This is a genomic window from Actinosynnema sp. NPDC002837 (genome assembly GCF_040295345.1).
Lineage (GTDB): Bacteria > Actinomycetota > Actinomycetes > Mycobacteriales > Pseudonocardiaceae > Actinosynnema.
In genome coordinates this window covers 23,936-40,178 of the sequence record NZ_JBEOVG010000084.1, presented here as the reverse complement: position 1 = coordinate 40,178, position 16,243 = coordinate 23,936, and the positions used below count along the sequence as shown (strand labels likewise).

Here is a 16,243-nt window from a genome sequence, read left to right as displayed (position 1 = left end):
CCGGGCAGGCCTGGCGGGAAAAGCGTCCGCCAAGCCTGCCCGGCTTCGACCAGCCTATGGCACCCGAACCCATGTCAAATCGGGCCTCGGTGGGGATGCTGCGGGTCCGTTGTGGGCGGGTGGGGTGTGGTGCGTCCGGTGGGTGCGCGGCGGGGGCGTTGTGGGCGGGTGGGAGTGAGGGCTGATGCGTCGGTTCTCGTTGCGGTGGCGGGTCGCGTTGGTCATGGGGCTCGGGTCGGTGTTGTTGACCAGTGCGGTGGCGGTGGCGGTTTGGAATCTCACGGCCGGCTACATGTTGCGCCAGCGGGAGCAGAGCGCGGTGCGGCAGGCCGAGGTGAACGTGAGGTTGGTCGACGCGGCGTTGAGCAGTGGCTCGGACGGGTTGACCGGGTTGTTGACCGGGCTGACCACGGGGCCCGACTCGACCGTGCTGCTGTTCCACGACGGCCAGGTGCTGACCAGCGGGCGGCAGGTGGACGCGCGGGCGTTGCCCCGGAGGCTGGTCGACCTGGGCAGGGAGGGCACGCCCGCCGCGCAGCGGCTCGTGGTGGACGGCATCCCGGTGCTGGCGGTGACGTTGCCCATCGAGTCGACCGACGGGGCCTACGTCGAGTTGGCGCCGCTGGTGCAGTTGGACCGCACGTTCCGCTTCCTCAGCGCCCTGCTCGTGGCGGTCACCGTGGTCAGCGGCTTGCTGGGGGTGGCGCTGGGCTCGTGGGCCAGTCGGCGGGCGCTGCGGCCGTTGACCGAGCTGACCAAGGCCGCCTCCCGGATCGCGGGCGGTGACCTGGGGGCGCGGTTGCCCACCCAGACCGACCCCGACCTGACGTCGTTGGCCGCCACGTTCAACGCGACGGCCGAGGCGCTCGAGCAGCGGGTGCGGCGGGACGCGCGGTTCGCGGGCGATGTCAGCCACGAGTTGCGGTCGCCGTTGACGACCATGGTCAACGCCGCCGAGGTCCTGCGCCGACGCCGCGTGGAAGTGCCGGGCACGGCGGGCAAGGCGCTCGACCTGCTGACGTCCGAAGTGGACCGGTTCGCGCGGATGGTGGTGGACCTGCTGGAGATCTCCCGGGCCGACCAGGGCGCCGAGGACCCGACGTCGGAGACGATCGACCTGGCGACGCTGGTGGCCAACGTCGTCGCGGCACGTCCGGGTGGTCCGGTCGAGGTGGACACCGGGTCGCCGCCGCCGCGGGTGCTCGGCGACCGCCGCCGGCTGGACCGCGCCGTGGACAACCTGCTCGACAACGCCGAGCGGCACGCGGGCGGTGTGGTGCGGATCGGGGTGTTCGCGCGGGACGGCAAGGTGCGGATCGAGGTGGACGACGCCGGGCCCGGGGTGCCGCCCGAGCTGCGCGACCGCATCTTCGACCGCTTCGACCGGGGCGCGCGGGCCGGGCGTCGTGGCGCGGACACGGGGAGCGGGCTCGGGTTGGCGCTGGTCGCGCAGCACGTGCAGCGGCACGGTGGCACGGTGCGGGTGGAGGACCGGCCGGGTGGCGGAGCCCGGTTCGTGGTGGAGCTGCCGGAGGCCGGAGGATGAAGGTCGGGAAGACGGAGGTCGGGAAGACGGAGGGCGGGAAGACGGAGGGCGGGAGGACGAAGGTCGTGACGATCTTGCTGGCGGCGTCGGCGCTGGCGGCGTCGGCGCTGGTCGTGTCGGCGCTGGTCACGGGGTGCGGCGTCACCACCCAGGACGAGCCGCAGCCGTTGGTCACGTCCACCGCGAACCCGGTGCCGACGCCGACGCTCACCCAACGCCCCGATCCCACCACCTCGACCACGTCGACCACGTCCGCTCCGACGTCGACCACGTAGGCGATAGCCGGCCCTGTCGGCGGAACGTGCGGCGCGCGGGCCCGGATGATGGGGTGATGCGCAGGCGGGTGTTGTCGGTGGTGGCGGTGGTGGCCATCATCGTGACCGTGGTGTTCGGTGGCGCGTTCGCGTTCCAGCGCAAGCTCATCTACCTGCCGACCGGTGGGCCGTTGCCGAGTGCGGGTGAGGTGTTGGACGGCGGGCGGGACGTCACGTTGACCACGGCGGACGGGTTGGGGTTGGCGGCTTGGCACTTCCCCGTGGAGTCGGCGCGGGCGACGGTGTTGGTCGCGCCAGGCAACGCGGGCAACCGCCGGCTGCGCCTGCCGCTCGCCCGGGCGTTGACGGCGCGCGGGCTGTCGGTGTTGTTGATCGACTACCGGGGTTACGGCGGCAACCCCGGCGATCCGACGGAGGCCGGGCTGGCGCTGGACGTGCGCGCGGCCCGGGAGCACCTGGTCCGCGACGCCGGTGTGCCGGCCGACCGGTTGATCTACTTCGGCGAGAGCCTGGGGTCGGCGGTGGTGGCGGAGTTGGCGGTCGAGCACCCGCCGGCCGGGTTGGTGCTGCGGTCGCCGTTCACGGACCTCGCCTCGGTCGGCGCGCGCCACTACCCGTTCCTGCCGGTCCGGTGGCTGCTGCTGGACGAGTTCCCGACCGAACGGCTCGTGGCGCGGGTGGACGCGCCGGTCACCGTCGTCTACGGCACGGCGGACTCGATCGTCCCGCCCGAGCAGAGCCGAGCGGTGGCGGCGGCGGCACGGGGGCGGTCCGTCGAGGTCACGGGGGCCGACCACAACGACCGCGTGCTGCTGGACGGCACGCGGTTGGTCGAGGCGATAGCCGGGGCCGCGTGAGCTACCAGGCGTCCTCCGGCCCGTCGTCGGGCAGCGGCACGACGCGGTTCTGGTCGGCGACGTCGGCCGGGTCGGCCTCGGGCACCTCCGGCGGCTCGGGGGCGTTCGCCCGGCCGACGGCGGCCTCCTCGTCGATGATCCCGGTGTCGGGCTCGGGCTCGACGGTGCGCAGCTGATCGGGCACGTCGTTCCACGGCTTCTCGGTCACGGTGATCCTCCACAACGGCGCGGGCACAACGGCGCGGGCAGGGCGCCGCCCGCTGCGACCAGCGTCGCAGCGGGCGGACGGATGCGACGTTCAGCAGGGGATTCACACACCATCGGGGGACTCAAACCCGTGGCGCCCGGCGAATCGCGCCACGAGGCGCGGGCCGGGCGACCGCGCCCGGGAAACCGGTGGTGCGAGCACCGTGAAGACCCCCGCTCCCACTCCGGATCACCTCCTCGGATCGATCACGGATCGCTGTTCGAACAGTCACTGTCGAGAGGTGGGGTGGCGGAGGGACCGCTGACGCGGCGGTGGGGATCGCTCGCGCGGGTCGACCCGGTGGGGCGGATGGACCGCGGGAGAACCCGGCCGGTCGGGGTCGGTGGACGGTAGCCGCGCGGTGGACCGGGGGCGGTGCTCGGTGGAGCCGTGGAAGTTGGCCGCGATGATCGCGGCGAACTCGGCGTCGAGCCACTGCCGATCCGCCAGGACCACGTCGGCGAAGCCGGTGGTCCACACGCCACTCGTGCCGATCACGTCGATCACTCCCGGGCCGCGTTCACCTGGTCACTGACCGATATACCTTTCTTATAGCCACCGCTGTAGGTAGTGTCAAGTACCCGGTGGCGGAGGGAGCCGACGTGGCCCTGCACGAACTCGACGACGTCGACTTCCCGGCCTACTCGATCGGTCAGGCGGCCGACCTGCTCGGCGTGCGGCAGGCGTTCCTGCGCAGCCTGGACACCGCCGAGCTGGTCCGACCGCACCGCTCCGCGGCCGGGCACCGCCGCTACAGCCGCAGGCAGCTCGAACTCGCGCAGCGGGTGCGGGCGCTGTTCGACCAGGGCCACTCGCTCGCCGCGACCACGCGCATCCTGGAGCTGGAGGACGCGCTGGCCGCGGCGCGCGCGGAGATCGCCGACCTGCGGGGCAGGCTCGGCTCCGGGTCAGGTGGTCCAGTCGGCTGACAGGCCGGAGACGGCGGCCTTCTCGCCGGTCGCGCTGATGTGCGCGGTCTCGTCGCCCAGCCTGAGGTCGGTCAGGGTCAGCTCGCCCCAGCGCGGTGGCAGGTGCGGATCGGTGGTCAACGTCCTGTTCGGCACGTGGGGCTCCAGGCCCAGGCAGGAGCGGACCAACAGCAGCGGTGACGCGCTGGCCCACGCCTGCGGCGAGCACGACGTCGGGTAGGGCACGGGTGGGCTGAAGTCGTCGCGGGAGAAGCCGCAGTACAGCTCGGGCAGGCGTCCGCCGAACGCGGCGGCGGCGTCCAGCAGGCCGTCGGCCAGGCGGTGGGCGAGGTCGACCGCGCCGGGCAGGTGGGCGTAGCGCAGCAGCCCGGCCACCGCGATGGCCGTGTCGTGCGGCCAGACCGAACCGTTGTGGTAGCTCATCGGGTTGTAGGCGCCCATCGAGGACGCGAGCGTGCGCAGGCCGTAGCCGGTGTCCATGTCGGGCTCGGCCAGCCGCCGGATCACCGCGGCCGCGTGCTCGTCGGTCGCGATGCCCGACCACAGGCAGTGGGCGACGTTGCTGGTCAGCGCGTCGACGGGCTGCTTGCGGCCGTCGAGCGCGATGGCGTACCAGCCCCGGTCCGGCAGCCAGAACGCCTCGGCGAACCGGTGGCGCAGCTCGTCGGCGCGGTGGCGCAGGCGGGCGGCGGTGACCTCGTCGCCGAACCCCTCGGCCAGCTCCGCCCGCGCCCGGAACGCCGCGTACGCGTAACCCTGGACCTCGCACAGCGCGATCGCCGGGATGGCGGGTCGGCCGGAGGCGTCGTTGACGCCGTCGAAGCTGTCCTTCCAGCCCTGGTTGGCCAGGCCCCGGTCGGTGGCCCGGCGGTACTCCACGAACCCGTCGCCGTCGCGGTCGCCGTACCGGTCGACCCACGCGAGCGCGGCGTCGGCGGCGGGCAGCAGGGAGCGCACCACGTCGGGGTCCGCGCCCCACCGCCAGACCTCGGCCAGCAGCATCACGAACAGCGGCGTGGCGTCGACCGTGCCGTAGTAGTGGTTGCCGCCCAGCACCGCCGTGCTGTCCGGACCCAGCCGCAGCTCGTGCAGGATGCGGCCGGGCTCCTCCTCGGTCAGCGGGTCGACCACCTTGCCCTGCGTCTCGGCCAGGGTCTGCAACGTGCCCAGCGCCAGGCCGACGTCCAGCGGCAGCGCCATCCACGCGGTCAGCAGGCTGTCGCGGCCGAACAGGGTCATGAACCAGGGCGCGCCGGCGGCGACGAACGGTCGGCCGTCGCGCGTCGGGTCGTGGATCTGGAGCGCGCCGAGGTCGCTCTCCGTGCGGCGCAACACCCCCGTCAACACCGGGTCGCTCGCGGTGACCAGCGTGCTGGCCGCGCGCCACGCCCGGATCTTGCGCGCGGGCCCGCTGGCCTCGATCCGCTCGCCGCGGTGGAACTGGGGCTGCACCGGCCGGCCGGACACGGTCGGCTGCACGGCCACCTCCGTGGACCACCGGCCGCCGGCGGGCACGACCACGTGCCAGCTCAACGCGCCCGGCACCACCACGGGCTCGGCGGTGGCGGTGACCGACACCCCGCGCGAGCCGTCCTTGCGGTCGCGCAGCACGAGTTCCGACCCGGCGGCGGTGGTGTCGGAACCGCCGTGCGCGACCCGGCCCTCCTTGACCGCGAACAGGTCGGCGAAGTCGGCGTCCACGTGCAGCTCCAGCCGCACGGCGGTGGCTTCCCGGCCCAGGTTGTCGACCGTGATCGTCTCGCGCATCCCGTCGCCGACCAGCCGTTCGCGCACCAGCAGCAGGGTGCTGTCGGCGAGGCCGGCGGCGGGTGGGCGGCGCAGCGCGAACCGCGCGGCGAACGCCTCCGGGTGCGAGACGGACAGCGGGTGCGGCGTGCGGCCGTCCAGCCGGAGCTGCCAGCGCGACACCACGCGCGCGTCGCGGAAGAACAGGCCGTGCGGCGTGCCGGGCTCGATGTCGCCGGTGCCCGTCGAGAGGCAGAAGGTGCTGCCCTCGACCAACGTCGTGGTGCCGCCGACGTCGCCGGTGAACGCCGGCTCCCCCGCGTTGAGCGGTTCCGGTGGCAGGTCGGCCGTCACGCGCGGTCCCCCGAGGCGTGCAGGGCGGGCCCGCCGTCGGTGTTGCGCTGGTAGACCCGGTCGAGCGCGTTGTCCAGCGCGGCGTAGTCGCGGCGCAGCGCGGTGAGCGAGCCGTCGGTGTCGAGCGCCGCCCGGTAGGCGGCCTCGTAGCCCGCGCCGAGGCCGTCGACGTCGAAGCGCGCGGCGACGTGCGCCCGGCAGGCGGCCGGGTCCAGGTCGCGCACGTCGCGCAGCGCGGCCACCAGTTCCTCGGGATCGTCCCGGACCAACCCGGTCACGCCGTCCACCACCACCTCCGGCACCGCGCCCGCCCGCAGCGCCACCACCGGCGTCCCGCAGGCCATCGCCTCGATCATCACCATGCCGAACGGCTCTTCCCAACGGATCGGGAACAGAAGACACCGCGCGGCGGAGAGGAGGTTGCGCTTTTCGGTCGCATCGGCGACGCCGAAGACGTGGTCGCGCTCGGTCAGCCGGGGGCGGACCTCGGCCTCGAAGTACTCCTTCTCGATCGGCTCGGCGCACTTGCCCGCCAGGACGAGCGGCACACCGGCGGCGTGGGCGGCCTCCAGCGCCAGGTGCGGCGCCTTGTCCGGGTGGAAGCGCCCGAGGAACAACGCGTAGTCCTCTTTCCGGGAGCGGAACGGCCAGTCGCGCAGGCGCAGCGCGTTGTGCACGGTGGCGACCCAGTTCAGCTCCGGCGCGAGCACGCGCTGCCGGTCGCTGATCGCGACGAGACCGACGTCCTCGCCCAGTTCCCGGTAGTAGCGGCGCAGGTCCGCGTCGACGGGGCCGTGGACGGTGGCCACGGTCGGCAGGCCCATCGCGGCGAACGCGGGCGCGTTGAGCGGACCGGCGAGGGTGTGGTCGTGCACGACGTCCAGGCCCTCGGCGGCGGCGAGCCGTGCGATCTCGCGGCGGACCGCCGCCGCGTGCACGACTTCGGGGAACGGCTCGCCGAGGCGTTCGGGGATCGTGCGGTCCCAGACGGGGACGAACCGGGCCCTGGTGCCGGGTCGCCCCGCGCCGAGAAGGGTCACCGAGTGACCGCGGGCGACGAGCGAGTCGGCGAGATCGGCGACGACGGCCTCCACGCCGCCGTAGGCCTTGGGCGGCACGTCGAAGTACGGTGGGGCGACGAGCGCGACGCGCAACCGGTCGCGGACGGCCTGGTGGGAAAGCGTTGCGGTGGAAGACAGGTTGCTCAAGTCGACCTCCGAGGCGGCAGGCGGACCACTGTTGGCACTCTTCGACCGAGAGTGCTAACAAAGATCGTGGGCGGTGCGCAACACCCACCGCCGCGAACATGACGTCGATCACGGGAGAGGTGCAGCGGTGGTGGCGGTGGACGGAGACCTGGTGCCGTTGCGGGCGGACTTCGACGTCGTGTGGCGCGGGTACGACCGCGGCCACGTGCGGCGCTACGTCGAGGGCGTCGAAGCCGAACTCCGCGTGCTGGCGGTGGATCGCGACGCGGCCGAGGCCCGGGCCGACGACCTCGCCCGCCAACTCGAGACCGCCCGCGCGGAGATCCGCGTGCTGCGGGAGCACGTCGACCGGATCTCCCGCACGCCGATCGAACCGGACGCGCTCACCGAGCGGTTGCGGCGCATGGCGGAGCTCGCGCACGAGGAGGCGGCCGAGATCACCGCGCGGGCGCGGGCCGTCGCCGAGAACCACTGGGCCACCGCGGAACGGGCCGCGACGCGGGCGCGCGAGCGGTCGGAACGGCTCGTCGCCGAGCTCGACGCGCAGCGGCGGCAGGCGGAGGCCGAGCACCGGAGGTCGATGCGGGAGGCCGGTGAGCGGATCCTGGCCGAGACGCGGGAGGCCGAGCGGCGCCGGCGTGAGCTCGACGAGCGGGCGGCGGCCGTGCGCGAGGAGGTCCGGGTCGACTTCGAGTTGGCGATGGCCGCGCGGCGGGCCGAGTCGGCGGCGGCGCTGGCCGCCCAGGAGGCCGCCGCGCGGGCGCGGGCGGATCAGCTGGTGCGCGCGGCGGAGGAGCACGCGCGGCGGATCGTGACCGAGGCGCGGCAACGGGTGGACGAGCTGCGCGCCCGGCGCGACCGCATCGCCGCCGGGTTGCGCGACGCGCGGGAGCTGCTGGCCGAGGCGAACCCGTTGCTGCACGCGCCGCTGGACGAGATCCCCGCCCAGCGAACGGGCTCGGAGCCCGTCCCTGAAAGTACAGCGGAGGCTGTATAGTTCTGCTGGTGCTGACGTGTGAAAGGCGCGAGACGGCGCTCGCCCGGCTCGGCCGGGCGCTGGCCGACCCGACCCGGTGCCGCATCCTGGTCGCCTTGCTGGAGGGTCCCGGCTACCCGGCGCGGTTGGCCGAGCAGTTGGGCCTGAGCAGGTCCAACGCCTCCAACCACCTGTCGTGCCTGCGCGGCTGCGGGCTCGTCGTGGCCACCTACGAGGGTCGGCAGGTGCGCTACGACATCGCCGACCCGCACCTGGCCCGCGCCATCGGCGAGCTGCTCGACGTGGTCCTCGCCGTCGACCCGACGCAGGACTGCGTGGACGACGCGGTGGTCGCGCGATGACCGCCGAGACGTCACCCACGCCGACGTCCACGTGCGCGGACGGCTGCTGCGCCGTGGAGCCGAAGCCGGTCCTGGCGCCGGACCGCCGCGCCGCGCTCACCCGGCGGGTCCGCCTGCTGGTGGCCGCCACGATCACCTACAACGTCGTCGAGGCGGTGATCGCGATCAGCGCCGGCACGATCGCCTCGTCCACCGCGCTGATCGGCTTCGGCCTCGACTCCGTGGTGGAGGTCGCCTCCGCCACCGCCGTCGCCTGGCAGTTCTCCGCCAAGGACCACGAGGCCAGGGAACGGGTCGCGCTGCGCGTGATCGCCCTGTCGTTCTTCGCGCTGGCGCTCTACGTGGCGGTCGAGTCCGTCCGCGCCCTGCTCGGCGCTCAGGCCGCCGACCACTCCGCGGTCGGCATGGTCCTCGCCGCCGTCTCGCTGGTCGTGATGCCGGTCCTCTCGCGCGCCCAGCGCACGGCGGGCCGCGAGCTCGGCTCGACGAGCGCCGTCGCCGACTCCAAGCAGACGTTGCTGTGCACGTGGCTGTCCGCCGTCCTGCTGGCCGGGCTGGTCCTCAACAGCACCCTCGGCTGGTGGTGGGCGGATCCGCTGGCCGCGCTCGTGATCGCCGCCGTGGCGGTCAAGGAGGGCCGCGAGGCCTGGCGCGGCGACCACTGCTGCTGACGCGCGGCTACCCGGCCCCGCCGAGGCCGAGCCGGCCGCCACCGTCCGGGAGCGGTGGCGGCCCCGGGCGCACGAGCAGCACCACGTTCACGCCGGCCACCAGCACCAGTCCGGTGAGCGCGACCCAGAAGCCCACCGCCGTGCCGACCACTTCGCCCGCCCGGCCCACCACGTCGACGCCTCGCGCGGACGGCAGGTGGACCAGCCAGGTCGCCTCCTGCTCCGCCAGCGAGACCAGCCGGCCCACCAGCGCGACCTCGGTGGCCACCAGCAGCGCGGCCGCCACCGACGCGACCGCCGCCGTGAGGATCGCCCGCAGCCTCCACACGCGCACGAACATGGTCAACAGGCCGAGGCCCATCACGACCGCCGTCGCGATGCCCCACACCCGCACCGCACCCCTCGGCGCCGCCTCGCTCGCCATGCCCGCGTTCGCCTCCGGCGACAGCTCGAACACCCCGCTGGCCGAGAAGTCGGGATCGCCGCCGGTGACCACGTCGGCGCCCGACACCGAGACGCTGACGGCTCCCGACCCCTCCGGGAGGTCGGCGGGCAGCGAGCACGACGCCGTCGCCATGGGCAGCACCAGGAACAGCAACGCCACCAGCAGCAAGCCGGTCGGCCCGGCCCACACCTGAACCCGCTTGACCTCGCCGTCCGCCGCCATGAGAACGCACGCTAGGGCGCGCTCGCACCGCTCCCCACGCCGTGGCCGCAACCGGCCGGCTCAGACAGAGTGTCCAGAAGCCGGACTTTGTGTCTAGACTGCGGGCATGACGGCGGACGTGATCCTCGCTGCGCTCAAGGGCGTGGTGCCCGGGTTGGCGGCGACGTTCGGGCGGTCGTGCGAGGTGGTGCTGCACGACTACCGGCAGCCCGAACACTCGGTGGTCGCGGTGGCGGGCGACGTGACCGGGCGGCGCGTCGGCGGGGCCATGAGCGAGATCGGGCTGGCCGTGCTCGCCGCCGGCGACGAGGCGGTCGACGAGCTCAACTACCTGACCCGCACGCCCGACGGGCGGTTGGTCAAGTCGTCCACCATGCCGTTGCGCGACGAGCACGGCACGGTGTTCGGCGCGCTGTGCGTGAACCTGGACGTGACGGCGTTGCGCCAGGTCGGCGACCTGCTCGCGGACCTGGCCGGTGGTGGCGGCGCGCCGACGACCACAACGTTCAGCGACGACGTCGAGGAGGTCGTCGACGCCGTCGTGCGCGCCGAGGAACTGGCCTTGGCCAAACCGGTGGCGGGCCTGGGCAGACCCGAGCGCCTGCGCCTGCTGCGCGCCCTCGACCGGCGTGGCGTGTTCCACCTGCGCGGTGCGGCGCCGAAGGTCGCGGCACGGCTCGGCATCTCGCGCGCCTCCCTCTACGCCGACCTGGCCGCGTGCCGGACCGAACCGACCGATGAGGAGCGATGACCCCCTACCTGCTCGTGGACGAGGCGAAGGTGCGGCGCAACGTCGACCGCCTGCGCGCCCACCTCGACGCGCTCGCCACCCCCCTGCGCCCGCACGTGAAGACGGCCAAGTCGGTCGACGTGGCCCGCTTGGTCTTCGACGGCGGCACGGGCCCCATCACGGTCTCGACGCTGCGCGAGGCCGAGGCGTTCGCGGACGCGGGGTTCACCGACATCGTCTACGCGGTCGGCATCGCGCCGGCCAAGCTGGACCGGGTGCCGGCGCTGCGGCGGCGCGGCGTGGACCTGGTGGTGCTGCTGGACAACGTCGCGCAGGCCCGTGCGGTGGCGGAGGCGTCGGCCGCGTCCGGGATCGTGATCCCGGCTCTGATCGAGGTCGACTGCGACGGCCACCGGGGCGGCGTGCTGCCCGGCTCCCCCGACGTCGCGGAGATCGCCGCCGCGCTCGACGGCGCGGAACTGCGCGGCGTGCTGACCCACGCCGGCGAGTCGTACTTCTGCTACACCCGCGACGCCCTGGTGAAGGCGGCGGAGGCGGAACGCGCCGCCGCCGTCCGCGTGGCCGAGGACCTGCGCGCGGCGGGGCACGCGTGCCCGGTGGTGAGCATCGGCTCGACGCCGACCGCGCACGCCGTGGCCGACCTGACCGGCGTGACCGAGGTCCGCGCGGGCAACTTCGTGTTCTTCGACCTGGTGATGGCGGGCATCGGCGTGTGCTCGGTGGCCGACCTCGCGCTGTCCGTCGTGGTCACGGTGATCGGCCACCGACCGGGCCGGATCATGACCGACGGCGGCTGGATGGCCACCTCGCGCGACCGCGGCACGTCCCGCCAGCCGGTCGACCAGGGCTACGGCCTCGTCGCGCCGCTGGACGGCCCGCCGTTCGAGGACCTGCTGATGACCGACGCCAGCCAGGAGCACGGCACCCTGGCGATGCGGCCCGGCAGCGACCGGCCGCTGCCCGACCTGCCGGTCGGCACGCAGGTCCGCGTGCTGCCCAACCACGCGTGCGCCACGGCCGCGCAGCACGACGCCTACCGGCTCGCCGGCGACGCGGGCACGACGTGGGAGCGGGTGAACGGCTGGTGATCTTCCTGTCGGAGGAGGAAACGCGCGCGCTGGTGACCCGGGAGCTGGCCTACGAAGCCGCCCTGTCGGCGTTGCTGGAGGCGGCGGACGGCGGCGTGCAGTTCCCGGCCGTGGTCGGTCACGGGTCCTCGCCCGCCAACCGGTTCACGGTCAAGTCGGCCGCCGCGGCGCGGGCGGCCGGGGTGAAGATCGGCAGCTACTGGCCGGGCAACACCGAGCGCGGGCTGCCGCGGCACAACTCGGTGATCCTGCTGTTCGACCAGTCCACCGGCCGGATCGCGGCGGTGATCGAGGCGGGTTTCGCGAACGCGTTCCGCACCGCCGCGGCCGACGCCGTGGCCGCCGACGTGCTGGCCCGGCCGGACGCGCGGTCGTTGGCGGTCTTCGGCACGGGTCCGCAGGCGTGGCACGAGTGCGTGGCGCTGGCCCGGGTGCGCGACCTGGCGGTCGTCCACGTGGTGGCGCGTGACGCCGGCCGGGGTGCGCGGTTCGTGGCCGACCTGGCGGCCGAAGGGCTGCCGGCGGTGCTGACCGGGGCCGAGGAGGCGTGCCGGTCGGCGGACGTCATCGTCACGGCGACGACCGCACGCGCCCCGCTGTTCGAGGCGGGGTGGGTGCGGCCGGGCACGCACGTGGCGAGCATGGGCTCCGACGGCAAGGGCAAGCAGGAGCTGCCGGTGGAGCTGTTCGCGTCCGCACGGCTGTTCTGCGACTGGCCCGCGCAGTCCGCGGCGATCGGCGAGTTCCAGCACGTGCCCGACGCCCGGCCGACCGCGTTGGGCGACGTGCTCGCGGGCCGTGCGGCGGGTCGGACGTCGCCCGAGGACGTGACGGTGTTCGACAGCTCGGGCATCGCGTTGCAGGACCTGCACCTCGGCGTGGCGCTCCTGCGCGCCGCCGGGCTCACCCCGCCACCAGCGGGGTGACCGCGGGTCGGGTGCGGCGTCGCGGACGGTCACGGAGTCCACTGTGGACTCGTGGGCGCGCCGCTCGGACCGTGCGGCGTGGCAGGTTCCGGCCGTGACGGGGGAGGTCGCGGGGAACCTGCCACGCTTGACGGCATGACACCCTCCGCTGTGGACCGGCTGCTGCTCGCCGGCGGGCTGCTCGCCGCGCTGGCCACGGCGGGCTGCGACACCGTGTCAGGCACCGCCGTTCCCGCTCCGATGACCAGCACCACGACCACGACGACGACGACCACCACCACTCCCCCGGCGCCGACCGCCGCGGACGGCACGAACTACGCGGCGTGCGCGGACGGCATGTGCGAGGTGGCGTTGTCCGGCCCGGTCGACATCCCGCTGGGCGGGGCGGCCGGGCCGGGCACGTTCGCGGTGCGCGCGGTGCTGGCGGACGGGATCGAGTTCGAGCTGACGTCGGCCATCGGCGGTGGCAGCGGTTCGCTGAAAGGGCACTGCACGGCCACGTTCGTGCCCGGTGGCGGCGGCATGTCGTGCTCGAACAAGCCGTCCCCGGCGCCCGAGCCCCGCGCGGGCGTGTTCGCCGTGCAGATGGTCGGCGTCACGGGCGGGACGGCGGTCGTGCGGCTGGTCACCGGGTGACGCGCCTCAGCCGAGCTGGTAGCCGACCTGCCGCACGGTGTGGATGAGCGGCGGCTGGCGCAGCTTGCGGCGCAGCCCGGCCATCAGCACGTCCAGCACGTTGGTCGCGGGCCGCGCCATCTCGTCCCACGCGTGCCGGATGAGGTCGGCGCGCGACACCGGCCGCCCCGCGTTGGCCAGCAACAGCTCCAGCACCAGGTACTCGCGCCGGGTCAACGTCAGCAGCACGCCAGCGCGCCGCACCTGGCGCGCGCCGGCGTCCAGCTCCACGTCCGCGTGCCGCAGCACGGCGGGCCGCTCGATCTCGCGGCGGTGGCACAGCAGGCGCACCCGCACCACCAGCTCCTCCATCGCGAACGGCTTCACCAGGTAGTCGTCGCCGACCTCCAGGCCCTCCACCCGGTGGCCCACGCCGTCCAGCGCGGTGAGGAACAGCACCGGCACCCGCAGCCCGGACCGCCGCCGCTGCCGGACGTAGGCCAGGGTGTCGACGCGGCCCGACGTGCCGCGGGCGGGAACCATGCGGTCGAGCACCGCGCAGTCGTAGGAGTTGACCGCCAGCGCCTCGTCCGCGCTCGCCAGGTCCGCCGCCGTGTCGACCGCGAAACCCGCGCCCCGCAACGACACCGCCACCGCGAACAGCAGGTCCGTCTCGTCCTCGGTCACCAGGATGCGCACGTCACCACCGTAGTCACCCGGCGCGTTGCAGCAGCCAGCCCCGGTCGGCGGCCTTCGCGCCCGCCTGGAACCGGCTGCGCGCGCCGAGGCGGTTCATGATGTCGGCGACCATGCGCCGGACCGTGCGGACCGAGACGTCCAGCCGGGCGGCGGCGGCCTCGTCCGTGCTGCCGGCGAACAGCAGGGTCAGCAGCTCCTGCTCGCGCCGGGACAGCTCGCAGTCGTCGGCCACGTCGTAGGCGGCCACCGCCTCCGGCCAGACCCGCTCGAACAGCTCGACCGCCGCGCGCACCACGCTGGGCAGCCGGAACACCGCGACGCCCTGGTCGGCCGGCAGCACGGCCGCGACACCGTCGACGACGACCGCGTCCATCGGGACCTGCGGCAACGTCCGCACGTCGCACGGCGCCAAGGCCAGCGCGGAGGGCCGCAGCGCGTCGGGCAGCAGGACCCGGTAGCGCACGCCGCGCCGCAGGTTGGCCTGGTCGATCCGGCGCAACGACATCCCGCCGGTGGCCATCACGACGACTTCCGCGCGGGCCTTGGCGAGCAGCGCGTCCACGCCGGTCGGCAACACCTTGATCACAGGACACCTCCGATGAGCAGCGAGGCGGCGACGCCCCGGGCGTGCAGTCCATCCAGTCGTTCGAGTCGTACGTGTGCGGAGAGCACGCCGACGGCCGCTTCCACGGCGGCTTCGGCGGCTCCCGCGATGCGCAGCACGGCGTCGTCCGCGGTCAGGGCGACGGTCACCGCGACGCCGGGCGCGGCGGTGAGCAGCCAGTCGACGGCGGCGCGGGCGGTCGTGCCGGGCAGCCGGAAGCAGGCCTGCGCGACGGGCCCGCTGTGCCAGTAGCGCCAGTCCTCGCGGACTTCGCGGTGCCCGGTCACGTGACCGAGCGCGGCGATGGTGGTGACCAGGTCCTCCTCGGCGAGCAGGTCGGCGGTCACGCCGCGGCGGCGCAGCTCGCGGCGGGTGCGGCGGGTCGAGTTGCCGAGCACGCGGACGACCTCGTCGTCGTGCCAGAGCTCCGGCGTCCGCTTCGCCTGCACCGCGACCCAGGCCCGCGGTCGCCGCACCTGGCCGCGCCCGACGTGCAAGACGACCCGGACGTCCGGCCCGGCCAGCCCGGCGAGCACGCGGGGAGCGGCCAGCCGCGGTCGCAACACCGCCACCACCCCGCCGGGCCCGTGCACGTGGTCCCCCTCCACCCACGCGCCGGGCGCGACGACCTCCAACAACCCCCCGCTGCGCCGCCGCCGGACCCGGAACGCCACGTACCGCCCGACCCACTCGGACACCCACCGCCGCCGCCACCGGCCCAACGCCGAGAGCAGCACGACCGCCGCCGCGACCCACAGCGGAACCGCCACGGGCCAGGGCGATCCGACCCCGAACAGCACCGTGAGCACGGCGAGCTGGGCGCACACGAACCTGGTCATCGCGATCCCCCCGACACCCGGACCCGGTTCGAACGGGCAGGACGAACGCCGGGCCCGCGGACCAAGCCACCCGAACCGCGTGCCAGGCCGCCACCCGCGCCCGAACCGCGGCCCGGCACCGACAACGGCCCAGCCGTCCATCCCACACCGACACAGACACCAACACCGGCACCGCGAGCACGACCCCGCATCACGCGGCCACCTCCCGGCGCGCCCGCACCAGCTCCGGCCCCGGCTCGACACCCAGCTCGGCGGCCAGGAAGTCGCACACCCGCTGGTACTCCGACAGCGCGTTCGCCCGCCGACCGGCCGCGTGCAGCGCCCGCACCAGCCGCGCCCACGCCCCCTCCCGCAACGGGTCCTCCGCGGTCAACGTCCGCAGCACGGCGATCGCCTCGCCGTGCCTGCCCACCGCCGCGTACGCGTCCGCCAGCCGCTCCCGCAGCTCCCACCGCAGTTCGCGCAGCCAAGCCGTCGCCGCCAACGCCGTCTCCGCCCGCAACTCCGCGAACGGCGCGCCCCGCCACAACTCCAGCGCCGACGTCAGGCAGTCGACGGCCTCCGGCGGGCTCACCCGAGCGGACCGGTCCAGCAGGGCACGGGCGACGTCGGCGTCCACCTCGCCCGGCGCGACGTGCAGCCGGTAGGACCGCGGCCTGGCGTCGATGCGCCCCGCGGGCACGACCTGCCGGAGCTGCCAGACGTAGGTGCGCACGTTCCGCGAGGCCGACGGCGGAACGGCCTGTTCCTGCCAGATCTCGTCGATCAGCTCCTCTAGGCTGACCCAGGCGTTAGCGTGCAGGAGCAACGTGGCCAGCAGGGTGGCGGGCTTGCGCGGCCCGTCTTGCGGGCCGAGGACTCGGAAGATCACGCCACGAACGAT

At 74.4% G+C, this 16,243-nt stretch carries 20 protein-coding genes; 11 read left to right on the top strand and 9 right to left on the bottom strand.

Annotation, left to right across the window (positions count from 1 at the left end; genetic code table 11):
- Positions 1-184 precede the first annotated feature (184 nt).
- From ABTZ99_RS36120 to ABTZ99_RS36110, 3 genes are all read left to right on the top strand, one after another.
- The gene (locus tag ABTZ99_RS36120; RefSeq protein WP_499617732.1) at positions 185-1,546 is read left to right on the top strand and encodes a HAMP domain-containing sensor histidine kinase; all 1,362 of its coding nucleotides are present in this window, start codon (positions 185-187) and stop codon (positions 1,544-1,546) included.
- Between the two features lie 65 nt (positions 1,547-1,611).
- Entirely contained in the window at positions 1,612-1,821 is a 210-nt protein-coding gene (locus ABTZ99_RS36115) for a hypothetical protein (protein WP_499617731.1), read from the top strand.
- A 56-nt stretch (positions 1,822-1,877) separates the two neighbouring features.
- Complete coding sequence (locus ABTZ99_RS36110; protein ID WP_499617730.1) at positions 1,878-2,678, top strand: alpha/beta hydrolase; 801 nt, start codon at positions 1,878-1,880, stop codon at positions 2,676-2,678.
- Position 2,679: 1 nt separating this feature from the next.
- Here ABTZ99_RS36110 and ABTZ99_RS36105 read toward each other — a convergent pair whose 3' ends face one another.
- Together ABTZ99_RS36105 and ABTZ99_RS36100 are read right to left on the bottom strand one after the other, a co-directional pair.
- The gene (locus ABTZ99_RS36105; RefSeq protein WP_498775620.1) at positions 2,680-2,886 is read right to left on the bottom strand and encodes a hypothetical protein; all 207 of its coding nucleotides are present in this window, start codon (positions 2,884-2,886) and stop codon (positions 2,680-2,682) included.
- Positions 2,887-3,153: 267 nt separating this feature from the next.
- Positions 3,154-3,423 (bottom strand): hypothetical protein, encoded by a 270-nt coding sequence (locus ABTZ99_RS36100; RefSeq protein ID WP_498775622.1) that lies wholly within the window; start codon positions 3,421-3,423, stop codon positions 3,154-3,156.
- A gap of 104 nt (positions 3,424-3,527) precedes the next feature.
- Here ABTZ99_RS36100 and ABTZ99_RS36095 point away from each other — a divergent pair, with 104 nt between their 5' ends.
- Positions 3,528-3,854, top strand: coding sequence for a helix-turn-helix domain-containing protein (locus ABTZ99_RS36095; RefSeq protein WP_499617729.1), 327 nt, complete (start codon positions 3,528-3,530; stop codon positions 3,852-3,854).
- Here the strand turns inward: ABTZ99_RS36095 and ABTZ99_RS36090 are convergent.
- Positions 3,834-5,954 (bottom strand): amylo-alpha-1,6-glucosidase, encoded by a 2,121-nt coding sequence (locus ABTZ99_RS36090; protein ID WP_499617728.1) that lies wholly within the window; start codon positions 5,952-5,954, stop codon positions 3,834-3,836. The genes ABTZ99_RS36095 and ABTZ99_RS36090 overlap by 21 nt on opposite strands.
- Positions 5,951-7,162 (bottom strand): glycosyltransferase family 4 protein, encoded by a 1,212-nt coding sequence (locus tag ABTZ99_RS36085; protein WP_498775626.1) that lies wholly within the window; start codon positions 7,160-7,162, stop codon positions 5,951-5,953. The genes ABTZ99_RS36090 and ABTZ99_RS36085 overlap by 4 nt, the downstream gene beginning before the upstream one ends.
- A gap of 130 nt (positions 7,163-7,292) precedes the next feature.
- Between ABTZ99_RS36085 and ABTZ99_RS36080 the strand changes: the two genes are divergently transcribed.
- The 3 genes from ABTZ99_RS36080 to ABTZ99_RS36070 are packed head-to-tail and all read left to right on the top strand — an operon-like array spanning position 7,293 to position 9,171.
- Positions 7,293-8,159 (top strand): hypothetical protein, encoded by an 867-nt coding sequence (locus ABTZ99_RS36080; RefSeq protein ID WP_498775628.1) that lies wholly within the window; start codon positions 7,293-7,295, stop codon positions 8,157-8,159.
- Positions 8,160-8,167: 8 nt separating this feature from the next.
- Positions 8,168-8,500 carry a Cd(II)/Pb(II)-sensing metalloregulatory transcriptional regulator CmtR gene (cmtR, locus tag ABTZ99_RS36075; RefSeq protein ID WP_499617727.1) on the top strand — a complete coding sequence of 111 codons (333 nt, stop codon included), beginning with the start codon at positions 8,168-8,170 and terminating at the stop codon, positions 8,498-8,500.
- Positions 8,497-9,171 (top strand): cation efflux transmembrane domain-containing protein, encoded by a 675-nt coding sequence (locus ABTZ99_RS36070; RefSeq protein ID WP_498775632.1) that lies wholly within the window; start codon positions 8,497-8,499, stop codon positions 9,169-9,171. The genes cmtR and ABTZ99_RS36070 overlap by 4 nt, the downstream gene beginning before the upstream one ends.
- A gap of 7 nt (positions 9,172-9,178) precedes the next feature.
- Here the strand turns inward: ABTZ99_RS36070 and ABTZ99_RS36065 are convergent, their stop codons facing one another.
- Positions 9,179-9,838 (bottom strand): hypothetical protein, encoded by a 660-nt coding sequence (locus ABTZ99_RS36065; RefSeq protein WP_499617726.1) that lies wholly within the window; start codon positions 9,836-9,838, stop codon positions 9,179-9,181.
- A gap of 106 nt (positions 9,839-9,944) precedes the next feature.
- Here ABTZ99_RS36065 and ABTZ99_RS36060 point away from each other — a divergent pair, with 106 nt between their 5' ends.
- The 4 genes from ABTZ99_RS36060 to ABTZ99_RS36045 all read left to right on the top strand — a co-directional run bounded on the left by ABTZ99_RS36060 (position 9,945) and on the right by ABTZ99_RS36045 (position 13,239).
- A complete protein-coding gene (locus tag ABTZ99_RS36060; protein WP_499617725.1) occupies positions 9,945-10,589 on the top strand; it encodes a helix-turn-helix transcriptional regulator in 645 nt (214 codons plus the stop codon).
- Positions 10,586-11,677, top strand: a complete 1,092-nt coding sequence (locus ABTZ99_RS36055; RefSeq protein WP_499617724.1) for an alanine racemase — start codon at positions 10,586-10,588, stop codon at positions 11,675-11,677. The genes ABTZ99_RS36060 and ABTZ99_RS36055 overlap by 4 nt, the downstream gene beginning before the upstream one ends.
- Entirely contained in the window at positions 11,674-12,603 is a 930-nt protein-coding gene (locus ABTZ99_RS36050; RefSeq protein WP_499617723.1) for an ornithine cyclodeaminase family protein, read from the top strand. Before ABTZ99_RS36055 ends, ABTZ99_RS36050 begins: the two co-directional genes overlap by 4 nt.
- A gap of 135 nt (positions 12,604-12,738) precedes the next feature.
- The gene (locus ABTZ99_RS36045; protein WP_499617722.1) at positions 12,739-13,239 is read left to right on the top strand and encodes a hypothetical protein; all 501 of its coding nucleotides are present in this window, start codon (positions 12,739-12,741) and stop codon (positions 13,237-13,239) included.
- A gap of 6 nt (positions 13,240-13,245) precedes the next feature.
- Here ABTZ99_RS36045 and ABTZ99_RS36040 read toward each other — a convergent pair whose 3' ends face one another.
- The 4 genes from ABTZ99_RS36040 to ABTZ99_RS36025 all read right to left on the bottom strand — a co-directional run bounded on the left by ABTZ99_RS36040 (position 13,246) and on the right by ABTZ99_RS36025 (position 16,231).
- Positions 13,246-13,917, bottom strand: a complete 672-nt coding sequence (locus tag ABTZ99_RS36040; RefSeq protein WP_499617721.1) for a response regulator transcription factor — start codon at positions 13,915-13,917, stop codon at positions 13,246-13,248.
- Positions 13,918-13,930: 13 nt separating this feature from the next.
- Positions 13,931-14,503, bottom strand: coding sequence for a helix-turn-helix transcriptional regulator (locus ABTZ99_RS36035; RefSeq protein WP_498775646.1), 573 nt, complete (start codon positions 14,501-14,503; stop codon positions 13,931-13,933).
- Positions 14,500-15,360: a type VII secretion protein EccE gene (locus tag ABTZ99_RS36030; protein ID WP_499617720.1), complete on the bottom strand. Its 861-nt coding sequence runs from the start codon at positions 15,358-15,360 to the stop codon at positions 14,500-14,502. The genes ABTZ99_RS36035 and ABTZ99_RS36030 overlap by 4 nt, the downstream gene beginning before the upstream one ends.
- Positions 15,361-15,550: 190 nt before the next feature.
- Complete coding sequence (locus tag ABTZ99_RS36025) at positions 15,551-16,231, bottom strand: AfsR/SARP family transcriptional regulator (protein WP_499617719.1); 681 nt, start codon at positions 16,229-16,231, stop codon at positions 15,551-15,553.
- Positions 16,232-16,243: the final 12 nt, after the last annotated feature.

Excerpts from the sequence above, each read along its gene's own strand:
- ABTZ99_RS36065 (WP_499617726.1), bottom strand. The coding sequence starts at position 9,838 with ATGGCGGCGGACGGCGAGGTCAAGCGGGTTCAGGTGTGGGCCGGGCCG.
- ABTZ99_RS36120 (WP_499617732.1), top strand. The coding sequence starts at position 185 with ATGCGTCGGTTCTCGTTGCGGTGGCGGGTCGCGTTGGTCATGGGGCTC.
- ABTZ99_RS36030 (WP_499617720.1), bottom strand. The coding sequence starts at position 15,360 with ATGACCAGGTTCGTGTGCGCCCAGCTCGCCGTGCTCACGGTGCTGTTC.
- ABTZ99_RS36110 (WP_499617730.1), top strand. The coding sequence starts at position 1,878 with ATGCGCAGGCGGGTGTTGTCGGTGGTGGCGGTGGTGGCCATCATCGTG.
- ABTZ99_RS36045 (WP_499617722.1), top strand. The coding sequence starts at position 12,739 with ATGACACCCTCCGCTGTGGACCGGCTGCTGCTCGCCGGCGGGCTGCTC.
- ABTZ99_RS36060 (WP_499617725.1), top strand. The coding sequence starts at position 9,945 with ATGACGGCGGACGTGATCCTCGCTGCGCTCAAGGGCGTGGTGCCCGGG.
- ABTZ99_RS36070 (WP_498775632.1), top strand. The coding sequence starts at position 8,497 with ATGACCGCCGAGACGTCACCCACGCCGACGTCCACGTGCGCGGACGGC.
- ABTZ99_RS36055 (WP_499617724.1), top strand. The coding sequence starts at position 10,586 with ATGACCCCCTACCTGCTCGTGGACGAGGCGAAGGTGCGGCGCAACGTC.